Source organism: Nocardiopsis listeri NBRC 13360 (assembly GCF_001570765.1).
In the GTDB taxonomy this organism is placed as follows: domain Bacteria; phylum Actinomycetota; class Actinomycetes; order Streptosporangiales; family Streptosporangiaceae; genus Nocardiopsis; species Nocardiopsis listeri.
The window spans coordinates 38654-58299 of sequence record NZ_BCSH01000011.1; the positions used below are offsets into that span (position 1 = coordinate 38654).

15 protein-coding genes are annotated in these 19646 nt (G+C 70.2%); 8 read left to right on the plus strand and 7 right to left on the minus strand.

Annotated features, from left to right (window positions below):
• Positions 1 to 92 precede the first annotated feature (92 nt).
• The 4 genes from NLI01S_RS04920 to NLI01S_RS04935 form a co-directional block, all read right to left on the minus strand.
• Positions 93 to 1400: a hypothetical protein gene (locus NLI01S_RS04920; protein WP_067599868.1), complete on the minus strand. Its 1308-nt coding sequence runs from the start codon at positions 1398 to 1400 to the stop codon at positions 93 to 95.
• Entirely contained in the window at positions 1390 to 3447 is a 2058-nt protein-coding gene (locus NLI01S_RS25610; protein WP_067599871.1) for a hypothetical protein, read from the minus strand. Before NLI01S_RS25610 ends, NLI01S_RS04920 begins: the two co-directional genes overlap by 11 nt.
• 280 nt (positions 3448 to 3727) lie before the next feature.
• Positions 3728 to 6490 carry an aconitate hydratase AcnA gene (gene acnA, locus NLI01S_RS04930; RefSeq protein WP_190318365.1) on the minus strand — a complete coding sequence of 921 codons (2763 nt, stop codon included), beginning with the start codon at positions 6488 to 6490 and terminating at the stop codon, positions 3728 to 3730.
• A 339-nt stretch (positions 6491 to 6829) separates the two neighbouring features.
• Complete coding sequence (locus NLI01S_RS04935) at positions 6830 to 7765, minus strand: LLM class F420-dependent oxidoreductase (protein WP_067599878.1); 936 nt, start codon at positions 7763 to 7765, stop codon at positions 6830 to 6832.
• 142 nt (positions 7766 to 7907) lie between these two features.
• On the opposite strand from NLI01S_RS04935, the gene NLI01S_RS04940 reads away from it, so the two are divergent.
• The 5 genes from NLI01S_RS04940 to NLI01S_RS04960 all read left to right on the plus strand — a co-directional run bounded on the left by NLI01S_RS04940 (position 7908) and on the right by NLI01S_RS04960 (position 12855).
• Positions 7908 to 8498, plus strand: a complete 591-nt coding sequence (locus tag NLI01S_RS04940) for an RNA polymerase sigma factor (RefSeq protein ID WP_067599881.1) — start codon at positions 7908 to 7910, stop codon at positions 8496 to 8498.
• Positions 8495 to 9295 carry a hypothetical protein gene (locus tag NLI01S_RS04945; RefSeq protein WP_067599884.1) on the plus strand — a complete coding sequence of 267 codons (801 nt, stop codon included), beginning with the start codon at positions 8495 to 8497 and terminating at the stop codon, positions 9293 to 9295. Before NLI01S_RS04940 ends, NLI01S_RS04945 begins: the two co-directional genes overlap by 4 nt.
• Complete coding sequence (locus tag NLI01S_RS04950; protein ID WP_067599887.1) at positions 9292 to 10185, plus strand: ATP-binding cassette domain-containing protein; 894 nt, start codon at positions 9292 to 9294, stop codon at positions 10183 to 10185. Before NLI01S_RS04945 ends, NLI01S_RS04950 begins: the two co-directional genes overlap by 4 nt.
• An 8-nt stretch (positions 10186 to 10193) precedes the next feature.
• Positions 10194 to 11690 carry a hypothetical protein gene (locus NLI01S_RS04955; RefSeq protein WP_067599890.1) on the plus strand — a complete coding sequence of 499 codons (1497 nt, stop codon included), beginning with the start codon at positions 10194 to 10196 and terminating at the stop codon, positions 11688 to 11690.
• A gap of 214 nt (positions 11691 to 11904) precedes the next feature.
• Positions 11905 to 12855 carry a DMT family transporter gene (locus tag NLI01S_RS04960; protein ID WP_067599893.1) on the plus strand — a complete coding sequence of 317 codons (951 nt, stop codon included), beginning with the start codon at positions 11905 to 11907 and terminating at the stop codon, positions 12853 to 12855.
• Positions 12856 to 12896: 41 nt separating this feature from the next.
• Here the strand turns inward: NLI01S_RS04960 and NLI01S_RS04965 are convergent, their stop codons facing one another.
• Complete coding sequence (locus NLI01S_RS04965; protein ID WP_067599896.1) at positions 12897 to 13274, minus strand: DUF427 domain-containing protein; 378 nt, start codon at positions 13272 to 13274, stop codon at positions 12897 to 12899.
• A gap of 137 nt (positions 13275 to 13411) precedes the next feature.
• Between NLI01S_RS04965 and NLI01S_RS04970 the strand changes: the two genes are divergently transcribed.
• Positions 13412 to 15769 carry a M64 family metallopeptidase gene (locus tag NLI01S_RS04970; RefSeq protein ID WP_067599899.1) on the plus strand — a complete coding sequence of 786 codons (2358 nt, stop codon included), beginning with the start codon at positions 13412 to 13414 and terminating at the stop codon, positions 15767 to 15769.
• A 53-nt stretch (positions 15770 to 15822) separates the two neighbouring features.
• Here NLI01S_RS04970 and NLI01S_RS04975 read toward each other — a convergent pair whose 3' ends face one another.
• Positions 15823 to 17115, minus strand: coding sequence for a class I SAM-dependent RNA methyltransferase (locus NLI01S_RS04975; RefSeq protein ID WP_067599902.1), 1293 nt, complete (start codon positions 17113 to 17115; stop codon positions 15823 to 15825).
• A gap of 213 nt (positions 17116 to 17328) precedes the next feature.
• On the opposite strand from NLI01S_RS04975, the gene NLI01S_RS04980 reads away from it, so the two are divergent.
• Positions 17329 to 18015, plus strand: coding sequence for a potassium channel family protein (locus NLI01S_RS04980; protein ID WP_067599904.1), 687 nt, complete (start codon positions 17329 to 17331; stop codon positions 18013 to 18015).
• On the plus strand, positions 18008 to 18715 hold the full coding sequence (locus NLI01S_RS04985) for a potassium channel family protein (protein ID WP_067599907.1): 708 nt from the start codon (positions 18008 to 18010) through the stop codon (positions 18713 to 18715). The genes NLI01S_RS04980 and NLI01S_RS04985 overlap by 8 nt, the downstream gene beginning before the upstream one ends.
• 148 nt (positions 18716 to 18863) lie before the next feature.
• Here NLI01S_RS04985 and NLI01S_RS04990 read toward each other — a convergent pair whose 3' ends face one another.
• A complete protein-coding gene (locus tag NLI01S_RS04990) occupies positions 18864 to 19628 on the minus strand; it encodes a DUF3159 domain-containing protein (RefSeq protein WP_067599910.1) in 765 nt (254 codons plus the stop codon).
• Between the last annotated feature and the right edge of the window lie 18 nt (positions 19629 to 19646).

Consider the following 19646-nt stretch of genomic DNA (forward strand, 5'->3'; position numbering starts at 1 on the left):
CCGTGGGGCCTCCCCCCGACAGGGTGTCACAGGGATGGGACCGCCCAGGCCCCATCCGGGTTCCCCCCGGGGTCCGAATCGATGTCGGGACGTTATCTTCGCCCGGCGTGGTCACCACGCAGGACCCGTTCCACCAGGTCGTCGCGCAACGCCCCATAACCTGTGGCCGCCCACACACTCTCCTCAGCGGGCACCTCGTAGTAGGGCACCTTCCGCCCCCGGTACCGGGCGGCCAACACCGTGGGTCGGATCCGGTCCCGGACCGCCTTGGCGCACACGGCGCACAGGGGCACCCGGATGTCAGCGGACCCACCGAACTCTCGCCAACGCGTCACCTTGACGTCGGTCCCGTGCAGCGGGTTCGCGTAACAGTGCGAACGCGTACGTGCCGAGCCCCGTCTCTGGGCGGGGAGCAGGGCGCGGGCCATGTGGTCCTCCGCCATGTCCAACAGCACGAGCACTCCGGCGATGTCCTCCGTCGCCCCTTCCTCGGGAAGCCCGTCGAAGACGTTCCGGGCGGCCGCGTGCGCGTCCAGGGCCCGGCCCAGCGCCTCGGTCGCCCCGGAGTCGTCGGGCGCTGTCCGGGCCGAACCCACGCGTTCGCCGAGCTCCACGAGTTCACGTTCGGCCTTGCGCACCAACTCGCCCCGACGGGCCAGGTCGGCGTTGTCGAAGGCGGCGTGCTGGGGCACGGTGGGCACGGCGCGGGGCCTGCGCCACCGGTACACCCCGAACCCTAGACCGACCAGGGCGAGCACGGCCACGAGCCAGGGCAGGATCGTGACCAACGTGTACCCCCACGGACCGAGGGAGTGGACCCAGTCGATCGGTCCCTTCTCCTGGGACTCCACCGCCTCGTCGTAGAGCGCCTTCGGGTCCTTGGACAAGGCGATCTCCACCGACCGTTCCAACTTGTCCACGGCCGGGGAGTCGTACTCGAACTCGTAGGAGACGGTGAGAGCGGAGTAGAAGGCCCGCGAACCGGACTCGTCGTTTCCCGTGCCGAAGTCGTGGCCCGAGACGCTCCTGCCGTCCAACACCAGGTAGTGCGCCTCACCGCCGATCCGGTCGTGCACCGCCGCGACCATCTGGTCGGCCTGACCGGACCAGTCTCCGCCCTCGATCAGCGGCACGGCCAGCACCCGGAGCGGCACGTCCGAACCCTCGATCCGCTCCTCCAGCGCGTCCGCCCGTTCCTCGGGCAGGGCGGAGGAGAAGGAGGGATCGACGTGGACCGGGGACTCCTCCAGTTCGGCCACGATCCGTTCGGTCGGGCTCACCGTCTCCGTCTCGGTGTCGGCGGTGGCGGTCCCGGGGAAGGCGGTCGCGAAGAACACGGTCGAGAGCGCGGCGGCGACCGCGACCGGACGGGTCCTCACCTTTCGGTGGTCAGTGGACATCGGACTCCTTCAACAGGTCTTCCACGTTGAGCCGGTACTCGGTCCCGTATCCACCGCGGTTCCACTCCCGGTCCAGTTCCAGGTAGGGGACGCGGCCGCCGCCCGGTCCGGCGACCATGAGGGTGCGGGCGCGCCGCCGGGTCTCCGTCAGAGTCGAACAGGACAGACAGAGGGGCTGTGGCAGCACCACGTTCCGCTTTCCACCCTTCCCTCGCACGGCCCCTTGGCGGACGGAGGGCCCGTGCAAGGGATTGACCGCGCACACGGGTTCGTCGGCCCGAGCCGCGATCTCCGGATCCGGATCGAGACGAAGGACGGCCCGATCGGCCAGCACCGTGACCCCTACGAGGTCGAGTTCGTCCGGGTGCGCGCCCAGGACGGTCAGGGCCGTGTCGGACTCACCCAGTGCCCTGTTCCGTCCGGGGTGATCGACCGGGGCCGTCTGAAGCGCCTTGGCCATCCGGCGTACCGCGCGGTCGGCACGCGGACGCAGGGCGCGGCCGGGCACGGCGCGCATCCGGCTCGCGAGGCCGTTCCCGCCCCACACCACGGCGAGGAGCACCCCGGCGATGACCGGTCCGATCAGGAACAACGACGTGAGGAAATCACCGGAGAAGAACCGGGAGATCCGTGAGGGTTCCGGTCTGGGGTCGGCCCGGGACTCCACCGTGTAGGGCACCTCCGAGGCCTGGCCCGGGGCGCGCTCCACCTCCTCCTCCACCACGTCCAACAGGCCGTCCAAGGCCTGGGCCGGGGTGGAGTCGTCCAGGTAACCGGTGACCCCCTCCAGGTGTGTCCAGTCGCGTTCGCCGTCCGCGTAGTCCACGCCGAAGCGGGCCGTTTCCACCCGGGTCGAGACCCCGGCCTCACCGAACACGACGACGTAGAACCCGTCCTCGTCCATGACGTTGTGCAGGGCGTGGACGAAGATCTCCCCGTCGCCGCCCGACTCGTCGTGCGGGTTCATCGGCACCACCGCGACGTGGACGGGGACGTTCTCGGGCAGTCCACGCTCGACGATCCGATCCAGTCCCTCGGTGTCCACCTGTGCCTGCGGATCCACATAGAAGGGGTCCTCGCGCAGCGCCTCGGCGACACGTTCCAGACGAACGGTATCCACCACGTAGGGTGCCGTCTCCGGCGGCACGGGGGCCGCCTTCTCGACGTCCTCGGGCAGGGTCCCCCGGTCGAGGTGGACCAGGGACGCGGCCACGACCACGACGCCGGTGGCGGTGGCCACGACCATGCCCACCATCAGGGCCCGGTCGCCTCGGAGCCGACCGGTGTGACCGGCCTCGGCGGCCCGTCGACGGCGACCCGAACGCGTCGCCCCGAACGCCAGCGCCAGGGTGACGGTCGCCCCCACCGTGAGGGCGGTGGCCTCACCGAGTCGTTCCGGCGCGTCGTAGGTCTCCATGCGCAGCGGGCGCAGGTACGACTCCGCCCACCAATAGAGCGGCCCGAGTCGCTGCCAGGGCGAACCCCACCTCTCCTCGAACCTCTCATCGAGGTCGGGAGCGACCAGGGTCCGCGCGAAGAGTTCGGCACTGGTGTCGATGGGCAGGTAGGTGACGAGGTCCTCCTCGTTCAGGAGCACCCTGTTGGCCCTCTCCACGGGCAGGCCCACCTCCCTGGACACCGCGGTCACCTCGGCCGACCCGGGTCGCAGGTAGACGTACAGGCCGGGTCGACCGACCCGGTCCTGTACCGCGGCCAGGAAGTCCATGGGCATGGTGGAGTGCCCGGGCAGGGCGCCGGCCACGACGTAGTACGGAACGTCCAGCGGGGCGAGCGCCTCGTGCAGGTCCGTCTCCAACTCGTCCAGGTCGTAGAGACCGGCGATCGAGTCGTCGACGATGACGGCCTCGCCCTCGGGTTCCTCGCTCAGCAGGCCCGCGTAGTACTCGGCGGGCCCTACCCGGTCCTCGAGGGGCCGCTCGGAATCGGCTTGGGCCGATGAGGCCCCCGACAGCACGAGGATCGCCAGCAAGGGCGCCGAGAGGAACCACGAAGCGCGCCGGGACGCGCTGAGGTGGTGGGGATGCATCCGGTCTTCCTGTCTCGGCTCGCCGCCGGGGATATTCGGGACTCGGGGAACGCGGGGCGCCGGGGACAAGGGGCGGTCGGGGCCGCTCCGCGAGTGGAACCGACACGAAGTGAGCATATCCGGACCTCGCGGACCTGCCGAAACGCGGGCTCCTCTTCGCCTGCGGTCACGATCGGGTTCGAGGCTCGGACACGAAGAAGGGCCGCCACCGTCGTGTGGACGGTGGCGGCCCGGTGAACCGCGCGTCGTGCCTGTGGGCACGGAGCGGAGCTCGGTGGGACTACTTCGCGATCAGCTGGCGCAGCACGAACTGCAGGATGCCGCCGTTGCGGTAGTAGTCGGCCTCACCCGGGGTGTCGATCCGCACCACGGCGTCGAACTCGACGCCGGTTTCGGTGGTGACCTTCACCGTGGCGGGGACACGGCCCTCGTTGAGCTCGGTCACGCCGGTGATGGAGAAGGTCTCCTCACCGGTCAGACCGAGGGAGGTGGCGGACTGCCCTTCCGGGAACTGCAACGGCAGGACGCCCATACCGATCAGGTTGGAACGGTGGATGCGCTCGTAGGACTCGGTGATGACCGCGCGCACGCCCAGCAGGCTGGTGCCCTTGGCCGCCCAGTCACGCGAGGAACCGGAGCCGTACTCCTTGCCACCCAGGACGACCAGCGGGACGTCCTGCTTCGCGTAGTTCTGCGCGGCGTCGTAGATGAACGAGACCGGGCCGTCGGGCTGGGTGAAGTCGCGGGTGTAGCCGCCCTCGGTGCCCGGCGCGATCTGGTTGCGCAGGCGGATGTTGGCGAACGTACCGCGGATCATCACCTCGTGGTTGCCGCGACGCGAACCGTAGGAGTTGAAGTCGCGACGCTCCACACCATTGGCCTTGAGGTACTCGGCCGCCGGGGTGCCCGGCTTGATGGCGCCGGCCGGGGAGATGTGGTCGGTGGTGACCGAGTCGCCCAGCTTGGCCAGGACGCGCGCACCGGAGATGTCGGTGACCGGCTCGGGATTCTGGCCCATCCCGTCGAAGTACGGGGGCTTGCGAACGTAGGTCGACTCGCCCTCCCACTCGAAGATGTTGCCGGTCGGGGTGGGCAGCTCGCGCCAGCGGTCGTCACCGGCGAACACGTCCGAGTACGCCGACTCGTACATGTCGGAGGCGATCGCGGAGTCCATGACGTCCTGGATCTCCTCGGCGGTCGGCCAGATGTCGGCCAGGTAGACCGGCTCGCCGTCCTTGTCCGTGCCCAGGGGCTCGGTGGTGATGTCGATGTCCATCGACCCGGCAAGCGCGTAGGCGACCACCAGCGGCGGCGAGGCCAGGTAGTTCATCTTCACGTCCGGGTTGATCCGGCCCTCGAAGTTACGGTTGCCGGACAGGACCGCGGAGACCGCGAGGTCGTTGTCCTGGACCGCCTTGGAGATCTCATCGGGCAGCGGGCCCGAGTTGCCGATGCAGGTGGTGCAGCCGTAGCCGACCAGGTTGAAGCCCAGCTTGTCCAGGTACGGGGTCAGGCCGGAGCGCTCGTAGTAGTCGGTGACGACCTTGGAGCCCGGAGCCATGGAGGTCTTGACCCACGGCTTGCGGGACAGGCCCTTCTCCACCGCCTTCTTGGCCAGCAGGGCGGCGCCGAGCATGACCGAGGGGTTGGAGGTGTTGGTGCAGGAGGTGATCGCGGCGATCACGACGGCGCCGTGGTCGACCTCGGTCTCGGTCCCGTCGGCCATGGTGACCGGGATCGGGCGGTGCGGACGGTCTCCGTTGGCGACCTGGGCCGGGGCGTCGGAGGCCGGGAAGGACTCCTCGCCCGCCTGGTCGGCCCCGTCGGAGACGTAGTCGCTGACGTCGTGGCGCCAGGTGCGCTTGGCGGCGGACAGCGCGATGCGGTCCTGCGGGCGCTTGGGGCCGGCGATGGAGGGGACGACCTCGGCGAGGTCGAGCTCCAGGTACTCGGAGAACTCCGGCTCCTGGGACGGGTCGTGCCAGAAGCCGTTGGCCTTGGCGTAGGCCTCGGTCAGGGCGACCTGGTCCTCGGAGCGGCCGGTCAGGCGCATGTAACGGATGGTCTCGTCGTCGATCGGGAAGATCGCGGCGGTGGAACCGAACTCCGGGCTCATGTTGCCGATGGTGGCGCGGTTGGCCAGCGGCACGGCCGCGACGCCCTCGCCGTAGAACTCGACGAACTTGCCGACCACACCGTGCTCACGGAGCTTCTCGGTGATGGTGAGCACCAGGTCGGTCGCGGTGGTGCCGGGCTGGAGCTCGCCGTTCAGCTTGAAGCCGACCACACGCGGGATGAGCATGGAGATCGGCTGGCCGAGCATGGCGGCCTCGGCCTCGATGCCACCGACGCCCCAGCCCAGGATGCCCAGACCGTTCTGCATGGTGGTGTGCGAGTCGGTGCCGACGCAGGTGTCGGGGTAGGCCTGCCCCCCACGGGACATGGTCACGCGCGCCAGGTGCTCGATGTTGGCCTGGTGCACGATGCCGGTGCCGGGCGGGACGACCTTGAACTCGTCGAAGGCGGTCTGGCCCCAGCGCAGGAACTTGTAACGCTCGTAGTTGCGCTCGTACTCGATCTCGACGTTGCGCTCGAAGGCGTCGGGACGACCGAAGAGGTCGACCACGACGGAGTGGTCGATCACCAGTTCGGCGGGGGCGAGCGGGTTGATCTTGTCCGGGTCGCCACCAAGGTCGCGGACGGCCTCGCGCATGGTGGCGAGGTCGACGACACAGGGGACGCCGGTGAAGTCCTGCATGATCACCCGCGCGGGGGTGAACTGGATCTCCTGGTCGGGCTGCGCCTTGGAGTCCCAGTTACCCAGGGCCCTGATGTGCTCGGCGGTGACGTTCTTGCCGTCCTCGGTGCGCAGGAGGTTCTCCAGCAACACCTTCAGGCTGTAGGGAAGTCGGCCGGCACCTTCGACGGTGTCCAGCCGGAAGATCTCGTACGACTCGTCGCCGACGCGCAACGTGTCACGGGCACCGAAGCTGTTCGCGGACACGGTGTATGCCTCCTGATCTCGCCACTTTGTCCCCAGCATCCTGCCGCATGGGAAGGACGCGGGACCTACTGAGGCCGCCCTGACCGAATTCCCCGAGGGCGGTGGACACGGTCCGGTGCCCTGCCACCCCTGGAATCCTTCAGAGCCGCTTTGACCTGTGACGACGCCACATCGCCACAGGTAGTGCGACCCATCGGCCGCGGACGCCCCCTCGTTCGGAGCGCGACGTCGAAAAGCGGTCGACCTCACACGCCCGAACCGGGAGCGGGTCGGGGGGAGCCCCGCTATATCTTGACGTCAAGGTATCTAACTTGTATCTCGATATCAAGTTATCGGGTGCTCCCCCGGCCCTCACGGGCACCCCCGACGAACGGATCGCTAGTCCAGCCGCGGCGCCACCGCCGAGGCCACCAACTCCAGGTGGTCCAGGTCGGTCATGTCCAAGACCTGCAGGTAGATCCTCTCCGAACCCACGGCACCGAACCGACCGATCTTGTCCACCACCTCCTCCGGGCTGCCGGCCAGACCGTTACGACGCAGTTCGTCGGGCTCGCGCCCGATGGCGGCGGCCCGCTCGGCCACCTCCGCGTCGTCACGCCCCACGCACAACACCTGGGCCGCCGAGTAGACCATGGGCGTACCGCGTCCGGAGACCCGGACCGCCTCGGTCGTGCGGTCGAAGGCCGCCTCGGTCTCCTCCAACGAGGCGAACGGAACGTTGTACTCGTCGGCGAACTTGGCCGCCAGACGCGGGGTCCGCTTGAGCCCGGTGCCGCCGATGATCACCGGCGGACGCGGATCCTGCTGCGGTTTGGGCAGTGCCGGCCCCTCCGCCAGACGGTAGTGCCTGCCCTCGTATCGGAAGGTCTCCCCCACCGAGGTCGTCCACAACCCCGTGATGATGTCCAACTGTTCCTCGTAGCGGTCGAAGCGCTCACGTGCCGCCGCGGGGAAGGGGATGCCGTAGGCGGCGTGCTCCTGCTCGAACCACCCCGCGCCGAAGCCGAACTCGACCCGACCACCGCTCATGCGGTCGACCTGGGCGACGGAGATGGCGAGGGGGCCAGGGTGGCGGAAGGTCGCCGCCGTCATGAGGGTGCCCAGGCGGATACGGGAGGTGTCGCGGGCCAGTCCGGCCAGTGTGATCCAGGCGTCCGTCGGGCCGGGGAGCCCGTTCGGGTGGTCGCCCATGTGGAGGTAGTGATCGGAACGGAACAGGGCGTCGAACCCCAGGTCCTCGGCGGCCCTGGCGACGGCGAGCTGGTCCTCGTAAGTGGCCCCCTGTTGGGGCTCAAGGAAGATCCTCAGACGCATACGCCCCAGTTTCTCCCACCCCCGACGCCGATACCGAACCCGCCGCGCGGGTACCTTCGAAAAGGCGTGGTCAGGCCACCGGGATCCACCAGAACCGGATCCACCAGAACCGTTCCCCCTCCCCATCGCGATAGCCCTTGACGTGAAGTTCCTCCGCCGTGCCCGACAGCGCGCCCCCGAATACGGACCCGACAGCCCCGACCCGGTGCTGTTGTCCGCCGTGGCCGCAGGGGAAACCGACGCCCTGGAGATCCTGCACCGAAGACACGCCCCGTGGTTGCGTCTTCGTCTGCGTTATCGCTGTTCGGACACCGACCAACTCGACGCCGCGCTCCAGGAGACGTTCCTGGCCGTGTGGCGCAACGCCGGTTCCTTCCGCCCACGCCCCGGTGACACCGACGCCGGAGCGTGGCTGTGGACCATCGCGATCCGGCAGCTCATCTCACAGCTGCGCAAACGCGCCAACCGCTGGATCGCCGAGACCGAACCCGAACCGTACGAGACCATCGGCGACGCCTCCGCCGAGGACACCGTGCTCCTCAACATCGAGCACGGCCCTCTGGGCGCCGCCCTGCACGAACTCTCCCCCGAGCTGCGTTCGGCCATCCAGGCGACCGTGCTCGACGGCCTCACCGTCCGCGAGGCCGCGGAGATCCTCCGCATACCCGAGGGAACCGTCAAGACACGGGTCATGCGCGCCAAGGCGCGGCTACGGGAGGCACTGACCACATGAGCTGGCACTTGACCCACGACCAACTCCACCGCTACGCGACCCACACCGCCGACGACGTCACCGCCATGTCCGCGGAGGCCCACCTGACCCACTGCACCCACTGCCGCGACCGACTGCCCACCGACGAGGCCTGGCTGGAACACAGCTGGGCGAACCTGCTCGACGTCGTGGACCGCCCCCGCCCCTCCCCACTCGAACGCCTGTTGGGCACGCTGGGACTGCGCGAGGGCACCGCCAAGCTGCTGGCGGCCACACCGGCCCTGTACCGGGCCTGGTTGGTGGCCATGGTGATCGTGCTGGCCACCACCCTGATCCTGGCCCACGAGATCCCGCGCGGCACCCTGCTGTTCTCCTTCACCGTCCCGGTGATCCCGCTGGCCGGGGTCGCCCTCGCCTACGGACGCGGGGTGGACCCCGCGCACAGCCTGGCCTCGGTCACCCCCTGGGCCGGACCCCGACTACTGCTCCTGCGCACCTGCGCGGTGCTGGCGCCGGCGTTGACCCTGTGCACGGTGGCGTCCGCGCTGATGCCCTCCGTCGCAACCGCGTACGAGGCCGTATTCTGGCTGCTGCCCGCCCTGGCCATGGTCGCCGGCTGCCTGATCCTGGGCCGCTGGCTGCACCTGAGCGTGGCCGGCGGAGTCATCGGCGGGGGCTGGCTGCTGCTCATGGCCATGTTCGCGCTCATGGAGGGCGCCGACCCGTTCCAACTGTTCTCGCCCCTGGCACAGGCCGGTTGGGCCACCGCCCTGGCCCTGTTGGCCGCCATCGTCGCGCTGAGGATGAGGACGGCATGACCACGACGGCCGATCCGACCGGGCTCACGGGCGGGGTCCGCGCCCGCGGCCTGGTCCGCACCTACGGCACCCGCAGGGCCCTGTCCGGGATCGACCTCGACCTGGGCCCCGGGGTGACCGGGCTGCTCGGTCGCAACGGCGCGGGCAAGACCACCCTCCTGCGCTGTCTGGCCACCGACCTGGAGGCCACCCTCGGAGAACTGAGCGTCCTGGGGCTGGACCCGGAACGTTCGGGCGAACGCACCGCGATCCGCCGCCGGCTCGGCTACCTACCGCAGAACCCGTCGTTCTACCCGCACTTCACCGCGTTCGGGTTGCTCGACTACATGGCGGTCCTGAAGGAAAGGGGCGGGCGTCGGGAGCGCCACGAGGAGGTCCGGCGCGCGCTGCGCGGAGTGGACCTGTACGACCGCAGGCACACCCGGATCCGGCGACTGTCCGGCGGGATGCGGCAGCGGTTGGGGCTGGCCGCCGCCCTGCTCGGCGACCCCCGACTGCTCCTGCTCGACGAACCCACCATCGGGCTCGACCCCGAACAGCGCATCCGTTTCCGCGACCTGGTCTCCGAGCTCGCGGTGCACAGCACGGTGCTGCTGTCCACCCACCAGATCGAGGACGTGGCGGCGCTATGCCGTCGGGTACTGGTACTGGACCAGGGACGGATGATCTTCGACGGAGCCCCCGCCGAGCTGGTCGCCCGCGCCCGGGGCCGGGTGTGGGAACAGGGAGCGCGTCCACCCGCCGGGGTGACGTCGTGGCGACTGGCCGACGGCCGCTACCGGGTCCTGGGGCCGGCGGAGTCCGACGTACCCGACGCCGTGGACCGGGTCCCGGTGGAACCGTCGTTGGAGGACGCCTACCTGCTCCTGACCGGATCGGTCCCCCGTTGAGCGGCCCCGTGCGGACCGTAGGGTGGTCGAACGCCGTCACCTTCGGACGCCTGACCGGGTTCAACCTGCGCCACCTGGCAAGGAGCCCGCTCTTCCTGATCCTGGTCCCGGCCGCGACGGCCGTGGTGTGGCTGACCTCCCACGCCTCCGGACTGCCGACCATGGGCGAGCTCTTCAACGAGGCCGTGCTGTGCGCCGCCGGGGTGGGTGCCGCCATGTTCGCGGTCACGACCTTCCCCGCCCTGCGCGAAGTACGGTACTCCCGGTCGATGGCCCTGCCACTGTCCCCGGGGGCCCGGCTGGCGTCGTTGGCCCTGGCCTCGATCACCCTCACCACCGCGCTGATGTGCGCCGTCCTGACGGTGTTCGTGGTGACCGCGCCGGCCCCCATCGCCGGGACACCACAACCGGCGGCATTCGTGGGCGTCGTCGTCCTCGGCTGGGCCGGGCCGATGGGCGCGGTGGCCTCGGTCGCCTGGACCCGTTCCTACGCCCCACTGATCGCGCTCACCCTGCTGTTGCCCCTGTACCTGTCGTCCTCGCTGCTGGCCCTGGGCACCCGCACGGACGTGATCGTCTCCCGCATGGGCAGCCTCCTCAGCATGGCGTTGCAACCGTTGCCGATCTCCTACCCCGACACCGCCACGACCGCGCTGTTATACCTGGCGCACGCCGTGTCGATGGTGCTCTGCGCCGGTCTGCTCACCCTGGCCGCCCGCCACGACACCCGGTTCCTGCGGCCGGTCGGCCTGGCCGTCACCACCGTGGTCTTGGTCGGGATGGCCGCACTGCACGTCCACGCCCAGCGCGAGTACTCCTATGACGCCCTGAGCGCCAACGCCCGACCCCGGACCCCCTCGACCGGCTCCTGCCACGGGTTGGACGACATGACCTACTGCCCGCTGCCCGGTTACGAGTCGTGGGTGGTGTTCTGGCACGCGGACCTGGAACCGGTGCTGCGCAACCTTCCCGAGGACGTTCACCGACCTACGGTGTGGCAGGCCAACCACACCCTGCGCCCGGACATCCTGTTCCACCCGCCCGACGACGGCATCGTGCTGACCGAGTACTGGCGGCCCGACGAAGAGACGCACCGTGCCCGACTGCGCTCCGAGCTGGTCGCACACGTGCTGGGAATGGGCCGAACCGACGACAGGGGATACGTGGGTACCGGACAGGCCCGAACCGTGATCGGTGCCTGGTTGGTGGCGGTCGAGGGCGAGGGGACCGAGGCCGCCGAGTGGTTCCTGTTGGACTTCGCCCCGGGCCGGGACGACCTGCGGCTGACCCACGCGTTGCTCGCCCTGCCGGAGGAACAGGTGGCCGCGGTGGTGCACGAGCACTGGGACGTCCTTATGTCTTCGACCACGGACCTGGCCACCCTCGCCGAACTGCTCGGGTTGTCGCTGACCGGGCCCGAAGCGATCCCCGAACCCGACTGGGAACGCTCCACCCTCGATCCGGGGTTCATCGACGACCAGAGCACACCACCGGACGGCACCTGACGTTCACCCCGCCCCGGACCATCCCGCTCACACCCCGGGCGCTACCGTGAGGAGGGTGAACTACCACTGGCATAAGGTCCTGCCGCCGCTGAGCGCCTGACCGGGCGCACCGGCCGACCACTCCTCCACGCGAAGGCCCCACCCGCACGGTGAGCGGCCGGTCCGTCGTGCGCCCCGCGGTTGCCCTTCAGGCGTCGAGACGGAAAGTACGAACGTGCCAGAACACACCACCCCCACATCGGTGAACCGAAAGAACCCCACCCTGTCCCGACTCACCGGCGGCCCACTGCCGATCCTGGGCGCCGCGGTGCTGTGGGGTACCACCGGCACCGCGAGCTCCTTCGCCCCCGACGGTGCCCACCCCGCAGCCATCGGCTCGGCCGGGCTGGTCCTGGGCGGAATACTGCTCTTCCTCACCGGTAGGGGATCATTCGCCCTGCTCACCCGCTCCGATGGGCGTACCCGGGCGATCCTGCTGCTGGGCGCGATCGCGGTCGCCGGATATCCACTCTCCTTCTACCCGGCGGTCGCCCACGCCGGTGTGGCGGTGGGAACCGTGATCACCCTGGGCAGCGCCCCGGTGTTCGCCGGGCTGCTGGCCTGGCGGCTGGAGCGGGCGCGTCCCGACCGGCGCTGGACGGTGGCCACCGTCGCGGCCGTGATCGGCTGCGCCGTGCTCGTTCTGGGTCCCGACCTGGTCGGCAGCCCCACCTCGGTGCGTGCTTCGGGGGTACTCCTGGCCTTGGCGGCCGGGTTCTCCTACGCGCTTTACACGATCATCGCCGAACGGCTGATCCGCCGGGGGCACACCTCCGGCGCGGTGATGGGCACGATGTTCGCGGGCGGCGGCGTCCTGGTGCTGCCGGTGGTGGTGGCCACCGGGACGGCGTGGCTGGCCACGGTGGAGGGCGCGCTGGTGGCCCTGCACCTGGCGCTGTTCACCGTGTTCCTCGCCTACCGGCTGTTCGGGCACGGGCTGCGGCACACCTCGGCCGCCACCGCCACCACGCTCAGCCTCGCCGAACCGGCCGTCGCCGCGGTGCTGGGCGTGGCGCTGGTGGGTGAACGTCTACCGTGGGTGTCCTGGTCGGGGCTGGTCGTCCTCGCGCTGGGTCTGGCCGTGCTGAAGGCCCCCTCTCCCCGCAAGCCCCGAGCACGCCGATAGCGCCGGGCGCCCCGTGCCCGCACGGGTGCGGGGCTCCCGCCTCAGTCCTCGTCTCGCCCCTCCACCTCGATCTCCACCCGTCCCGGGTAGAAGGCGACGTGGTCGGCGATGGCGGCGACCCCCTCGTAGGGCCGCTCGTAGGTCCACACCGCGTCGGCGAGTTCCTCCCCGCCCAGGTCCAGGCCGTAGTAGGCGGCGGTGCCCTTGTACGGGCAATAGGTGGTGGCCTGGGCGCGACGCAGGACCGTGGGGTCCACGTCGGAGATCGGGACGTACTGGACCGGCCGGTACTTCGCCTCGCTCAGGGTGAGCGCGGACGTGGTCCGGGCGATCACCTTGCCGTCCACCCGCACCGTCACCGGTGCTCCGGTGGGTTCGACGGTGATGGGGTGGTCCTCCCCCGGGTTGCGCTGCGCCATGGGCGTGTCCCCTCTCGCGGGTAACGGCCCCCGCCCTCGGACGGGTTATCGAATTCCCTATAGCCCTTCCCCTGGTGGCCGCCATGCGAACGTCAGTACGCTGCGCGACACGTCTCCCCGATCAGAAGGATCCCCCTGTGCGCAGACCCGCGGCGGCCCTGGCCGCCCTGTCCCTGCTGACCACGACCGCCGTGCTCTCGGTTCCCGACCGTCCCGCCGAGGCCGCGCCCCTGGACGAGGCCACGGTGGTGCCGATCCAGGTCACCGGTGACCCCTCCGAACGGTTCAACCTCGTCCTGTTGGGCGACGGCTACACCGAGGACGAGATGGACCTGTACCACGAGCAGGTCGAACAGCACCTCAACGTGCAGTGGAGCATCGAGCCGTTCCGCTCCTACCGGCACTACTTCAACGTGTACGTGGTGCAGACCCCCTCAGCCGAGTCAGGTGTGGACTGCGACCCCGCCGACGGTTGGGAGCAGCGCGACACCGCCCTGGGCATGGGCTTCTTCAACGGTTGCGACGAAGACGCGCTGGAGCGCCTGTTGACCGTGGACTCCGAGGCGGCCGACGCCGCCGCGGACATGGTCCCCGGTGTGACCGAAGACAACCGGCAGGTCCTGGCCCTGGCCAACAGCGAGACCTACGGCGGGGCCGGCGGACGCCTGGCGACGGCGTCCTCGGGCAACGCGCTCTCGGCGCTGATCAGCCCGCACGAACTCGGGCATTCCCTGGGCGAACTCCAGGACGAGTACCCCTACTACTTCCGCGACACCAGTCTGGGCCGCTACGAGGGGGAGGAGCCCGACTCGGCCCACCACACGCTGATGACCTCCGAGGAGATGATCGAGGAGGAGGCCCGGTGGTGGCGCTGGCTGGGTGAGGAGAGCGAGGCCGGCGGCACCATCCGGGCGGCCGATCCCGACGGGCACGAAGGCGGCCTGTACCACTCCGAGGGCGTGTGGCGGCCCAGTGCCCACTCCATGCTCAAGACCCTGGGCTATTACTTCGACCAGGTGGGCCGGGAGGTCATGACGCACCGGATCTCCGGCCTGCGCGACCAGGCGTCCCTGCCTCTCTCCGCCACCCCCGAAGGCGAGGTCGGCGCCGAGGACGTGCTGTGGGTCGAGGGTCCCCACCCGGTCTTCCACGAGCTGGAGTACACCTGGTCGGTCGACGGCGAGGAGGTGGCCGAGGCCGCCGGGGCACGCAACCTGGCGCTGGACGAACTCGACCCGACCGAGGGCGCCGAGGTGTCGGTGACCGTGCAGGACCCCACCGAGTTCGTCCGTGACCCGGCCATCCGCGAATCCGAGGCGATGACCCGCACCCTCACCTGGACGGTCGGTGAGCCCCTGGAGCCGGTCGAGACGGAGGTCGCCTTCGACAAGCACCGCGACACCGAACGGGCCGTGGCCGCCGACGAGGTCGTCTATGTCGAGACCACCCGTCCCACCGACCGGGTGCTCGACGTGGCCTGGGAGCTGGACGGAGAACCCGTGTCCACCGCGACCGACGGACGCACCCTGGACCTGGGCGCCTTCGAACACGAGGCGGGCGACCACACGCTGACCGCCACGGTCACCGACCCCGAGGGGTCCGGCTCACAGACGCTCACCTGGACCGTGGACGCGACCGCCCCCGAGGCTCCGCGCGAGCTGTCGACGCCGGCCGCCACGGTGACCGGCGAGGAACACCACCTGTTCCTCAACGAGTTCTCGATGAAACTGACCCCCGAGGACGACCGCAACGGGCACGTGGTCGGCGAGTTCCGGGTCGACGGCGACGGCTGGCACCACTACTACGGCTGGCCCGAGGACTCCCAGGCCCCGTTCCGGTTCACCCCCGACGGAATCAACGTCGACGACCTCGTCTACGGCAGCCTGGGCAGCGGTGGCCTGTCCATGGCGGTCTTCGAGGTGGACGGCCACGAGAGCGGCTGGGGCACCCACACCGTGGAGCACCGCGCGATCGACTCCGCCGGCAACATCGGCACGCCCGACGACTTCCGCGCCACGGTCGTGCCCGGGGCCGACCTGGAGTGCACCGAGACCGTTACCGACGACGTCTTCGGCGGGTTGACCGTCGACGAGGGCGTGGTCTGCCTCCACGACGTGAACGTGCGCGGCCCGGTCACCGTCGCCGAGGGCGCGTCCCTGGTGATCGAGGGCGGCGCCCTGCGCGGTGGCCTGTCCGCCACGGGCGCCGACACCGTGCGACTGACCGACGCCGACGTGCGCGGCGCGGTCTCCATCACCGGCACCACGTCCGAGGTGACCATCCTGGGCACTGCGCTGACCGGTTCGGTGGCCCTGCACGACAACACCCAGGTGCCGACCGACACCTGGACCGGTGAGGACGGGTACGGCCCCGTCGTGGCGGGCTCCAGCGTGCGCGGGTCGCTGGACTGCTCCGGCAACGGCCTGGCCGTGACCGACTTCGGCGCGGCCAACGACGTCACGGGGGCGGTCTCCGGCGACTGCTCCGGTCTGTGACGGCGGCGGGGGCCGGCCCGGAACGTGTCCGGACCGGCCCCCGCGGCGGTTCGTCAGTCCTGGTCCTCACGGTGACGACGGGCGAGCCTGACCGGCTCCAGCACCGCGACGCACTCCACGTGGTGGGTCATGGGGAAGGCGTCGAAGGCGCGCAATCCCACCAGCTGGTAGCCGGAACGTTCGAAGTCGGCCAGGTCACGGGCGAGCGTGGCCGGGTCACAGGAGACGTAGGCGACACGGCGCGGCTTCATGCCCGCCACCTTGCGCACGACCTCCTTGCCCAGGCCGCCGCGCGGCGGGTCCAGGGTGACCACGTCGGCGCGCACGTCGGCCCACTCGCGCATCTGCTTGGCCACGTCGGCGCGTTCGACGCGCACCTGCGGCTGGTCCTTGAGGTTGTACTGGGCGTCGCGAACGGCGTTCTCCCCGTTCTCCACGCCCATCACCCGGCCCTCGGGGCCCACCGCCTCGGCGAGCGCACCGGTGAACAGGCCGGCTCCGCAGTACAGGTCCAGTGCCGTCTCGCCCGGCTTGGGCTCCAGCGCCTCCAGGATCGCGGCGGAGAGCGTCTCGCCCGCGGCCGGGTGGACCTGCCAGAACCCGCCGGCGCCGACCCGATACTCGCGGCCCGCGACGTCCTCGCGCACGCCCTTACGGCCGCGCACCGACTGCACCCGGCCGCCCTTGAAGCGACGCAGTACCGCGCTGGAGGCCTTGAGCTCGGGCAGGTCGCCGAGCTTGGCGGTGGTGGGGGTGACGACGATGGCGCGGTCGGCGCGGGTCGCCGAGGCGACCGCCTCCACCTCCCTCACGTCCTTCCAGGTCACGTCGGTGACGCCGAGTTCACCGACGCCGGGGTGGGCGATCAGGCAGCGGTCGACGGGTTCGATGTCGTGGGAACGGTGACGGCGCAGACCGGCCCGGCCGTCCTCGTCGACGGAGAAGCGCACGCGGGTGCGCCAGCCCAGACCATCGGGGGTGCCGGGCAGCTCCTCCACGTCGACCACCATGTCGATACCGGCGATCCGGCTGAGCTGGTCGGCGACGACCTTGCCCTTGAGTCGGCGCTGGGCGTCCAGGGAGGCGTGCTGCCAGTCGCAACCGCCGCACATGCCGGGCCCGGCGAACTCACAGGGCGCCTCGACGCGGTCGGGCGAAGTGGTCAGGACCTGTACGGCCTCGCCCCTCAGGAAACGGGTGGTCTGTTCGGTGACCTTGACCCGGACGCGCTCGCCGGGCAGGGCGTGGCGGACGAAGACGACCTGTTCGCCGTGGCGTCCCACGCACCAGCCGCCATGGGCGACGTCGTCGACGTCCAGTTCGATCTCGGTACCTACAAGGGTCATGGTGGTGTCCTTCGGTGTTCGGGTCCTACGGTGACCCTGCGCGCACAGCCACCCATCCGCCCCAATCTACCGGGCCTTTTCCGGTCCGCGGACTGGATCCGGCATCGCCCGCCGGGGTGGTCGCACGCGTCACACGGATGTGTGCCAAGGTGGAAGCATCGGGCCACGGGACCGGAGCCGTGCCTCCCGAGGTGGACGGGGAGTGCTGACGAGGTGCACATCGTGATCATGGGGTGCGGACGGGTGGGTTCCACCCTGGCGCACACGCTGGTGGATCTGGGCCACACGGTGGCGGTGATCGACCAGGACCCGGACTCGTTCCGACGGTTGCGCGGCTCGGTGGCCAAACACGCGGTGCGCGGCGTGGGCCACGACCGTGAGGTGCTGTTGTCGGCCGGTGTGGACCGCGCGTCCGCGTTCGCCGCGGTCAGCAACGGTGACAACTCCAACATCATCGCGGCGCGGGTGGCCCGAGAGGCTTTCGGGGTGGAGAACGTGGTGGCGCGCATCTACGACCCGCGCCGGGCGGAGGTGTACCAGCGCCTCGGGATCCCCACGGTGGCGACGGTCAGTTGGACCGCGGACTCGATCCTGCGTCGGGTGCTGCCCGGTGACGGCGGACTCGACACGGCCCCCGAGTGGCAGGACGCCTCGGGCACCCTGGCGATGCGAGAGATGCCGCTGCCCTCGGGGTGGGCGGGGTCGACCGTCGCCGAACTGGAGGAGTCAGTCCCCCTTCGCCTGGTGTACCTGGTGCGCCGGGGCCGGATCACTCTCGCCGCCTCAGGCGAGACGTTGGTCGAGGGGGACGTGCTGCACGTGGTGGCGCACGGCCGCGACATGGGCGAGCTGACCGAGCGGTTGGACGAGCCGCGCGAGGACGAGACGGGGCGTGGGTGAGATGCGGATCGCCATCGCGGGAGCCGGAAGCGTGGGCCGTTCCATCGCCACGGAACTGGCGGGCAGCGGTCACGACGTGCTGTTGATCGACCGGGACACCCGGGCGATCGGTGTGGACGACCTGCCCCAGGTGGAGTGGTTGCTCGCCGACGCCTGCGAGCTGGCCACCCTGGAGGACGCCCGGCTGGGCGACTTCGACGTGGTCATCGCCGCCAGCAGCGACGACAAGGTCAACCTGGTGGTGTCCCTGCTGGCCAAGACCGAGTTCGAGGTGGGGCGGGTGATCGCCCGCATCAATCACCCCGACAACGAGTGGCTGTTCAACGACTCCTGGGGCGTGGACCTGGCGGTCTCTCCTCCTCGGTTGATCGCCGACCTGGTCGAGGACATGCCCGGCGAGGAGGACTACCCGGAGGAGGAAGGCACCCTGCCGCCCTTGCCGGGCGCGGAGGTCGCCGAGTCGGTGCTGCACGCGGGCAGTCCGTTCGTGGACCGCACCGAATCCGAGCTCACCCAGGCGCTGCCCGAGGGCGTGGCGCTGGTGGCGGTCCTGGGACCGGGCGGGGTGCGCCCACCGGACCCCGCGCGCACCCTCGCGGTGGGCAACACCGTGGTGTTCCTCGCCGAACCGGACTCCCTCGGGCCCTTGGAAGAGGTTCTGGGACCGGTCGACGAAGCCGACCCGGCCGCCATCGACTAGTGCGGTGACCGAGAAGGTTCACCGGCTCGACCTGTCCCTGTGATCTTGCTACCAGAAGCAAGGAAAGAGCTTTCCTTGCTTCTGGTAGCAAGATCACAGGAGATGAGAACTCATGAGCCGACCCGGGCGAACGTTTCCGGCCACAGCGCTAGTCGCGGTCGGGTGCCGAGGCCGGGTCCTGTTCGGAGTGCTCTCGTTCCTGCTCCAGTGGGGTACGGCCTCGAGCCAGTACCCACACCATGCCGGCGAAGGCGGCGACCTGCAGGGGCCAGCCCATGGCGACCTTGGAGAAACCGAGGATCGCGAAGGTGTCGGCCCAGCCCTGGTTGTCGGCGAACCACAGCGGATACTGGACCAGGACGCGGATGACGCACGGCAGCACCAGCAGCCAGGTCAACCGAGAGGCCAGCTTGACCACGGCCGGGTTGCTCCGCCAGGAGGTGAAGTCCTCCTTGTGCCCGATGAACGGGCCGATCATCAGCCCGATGGCCGGCCAGCGCACCAGGACCGAGAGACTCAGCACCAGCGCGTACACGGCGTTGTAGATGACACCGGGCAGGAACGCGTCGGCGGCGTTGCCGCTGCGCATGGCGAACAGCGCGGCGATACCGATGCCGAACAGGCTGGTGACGACGTACTGCACCGAGGATCGCTGCACCAGGCGGACCACGCCCAGCAGCAACGCGGCGACCACACCCAGGATGATCGACAGTCGCAGCTCGGAACCGACGATGTAGGAGATGGTGAAGGTCAGTGTGGGGATGGCCGCCTCGACCATGCCGCGCTTGCCGCCGAGGGCCTCGGCGAGTTTGCTGCGGACCAGGGCCTCCACCGTGCCCTCGGTGATGGTGGCGGCCGCCGCCCGGTCCGCGTCCTGGGCCGCCTCTTCGGAGGCCCGTTGCTGCTCAGTCATCCCGCTCCCGCATCTGGA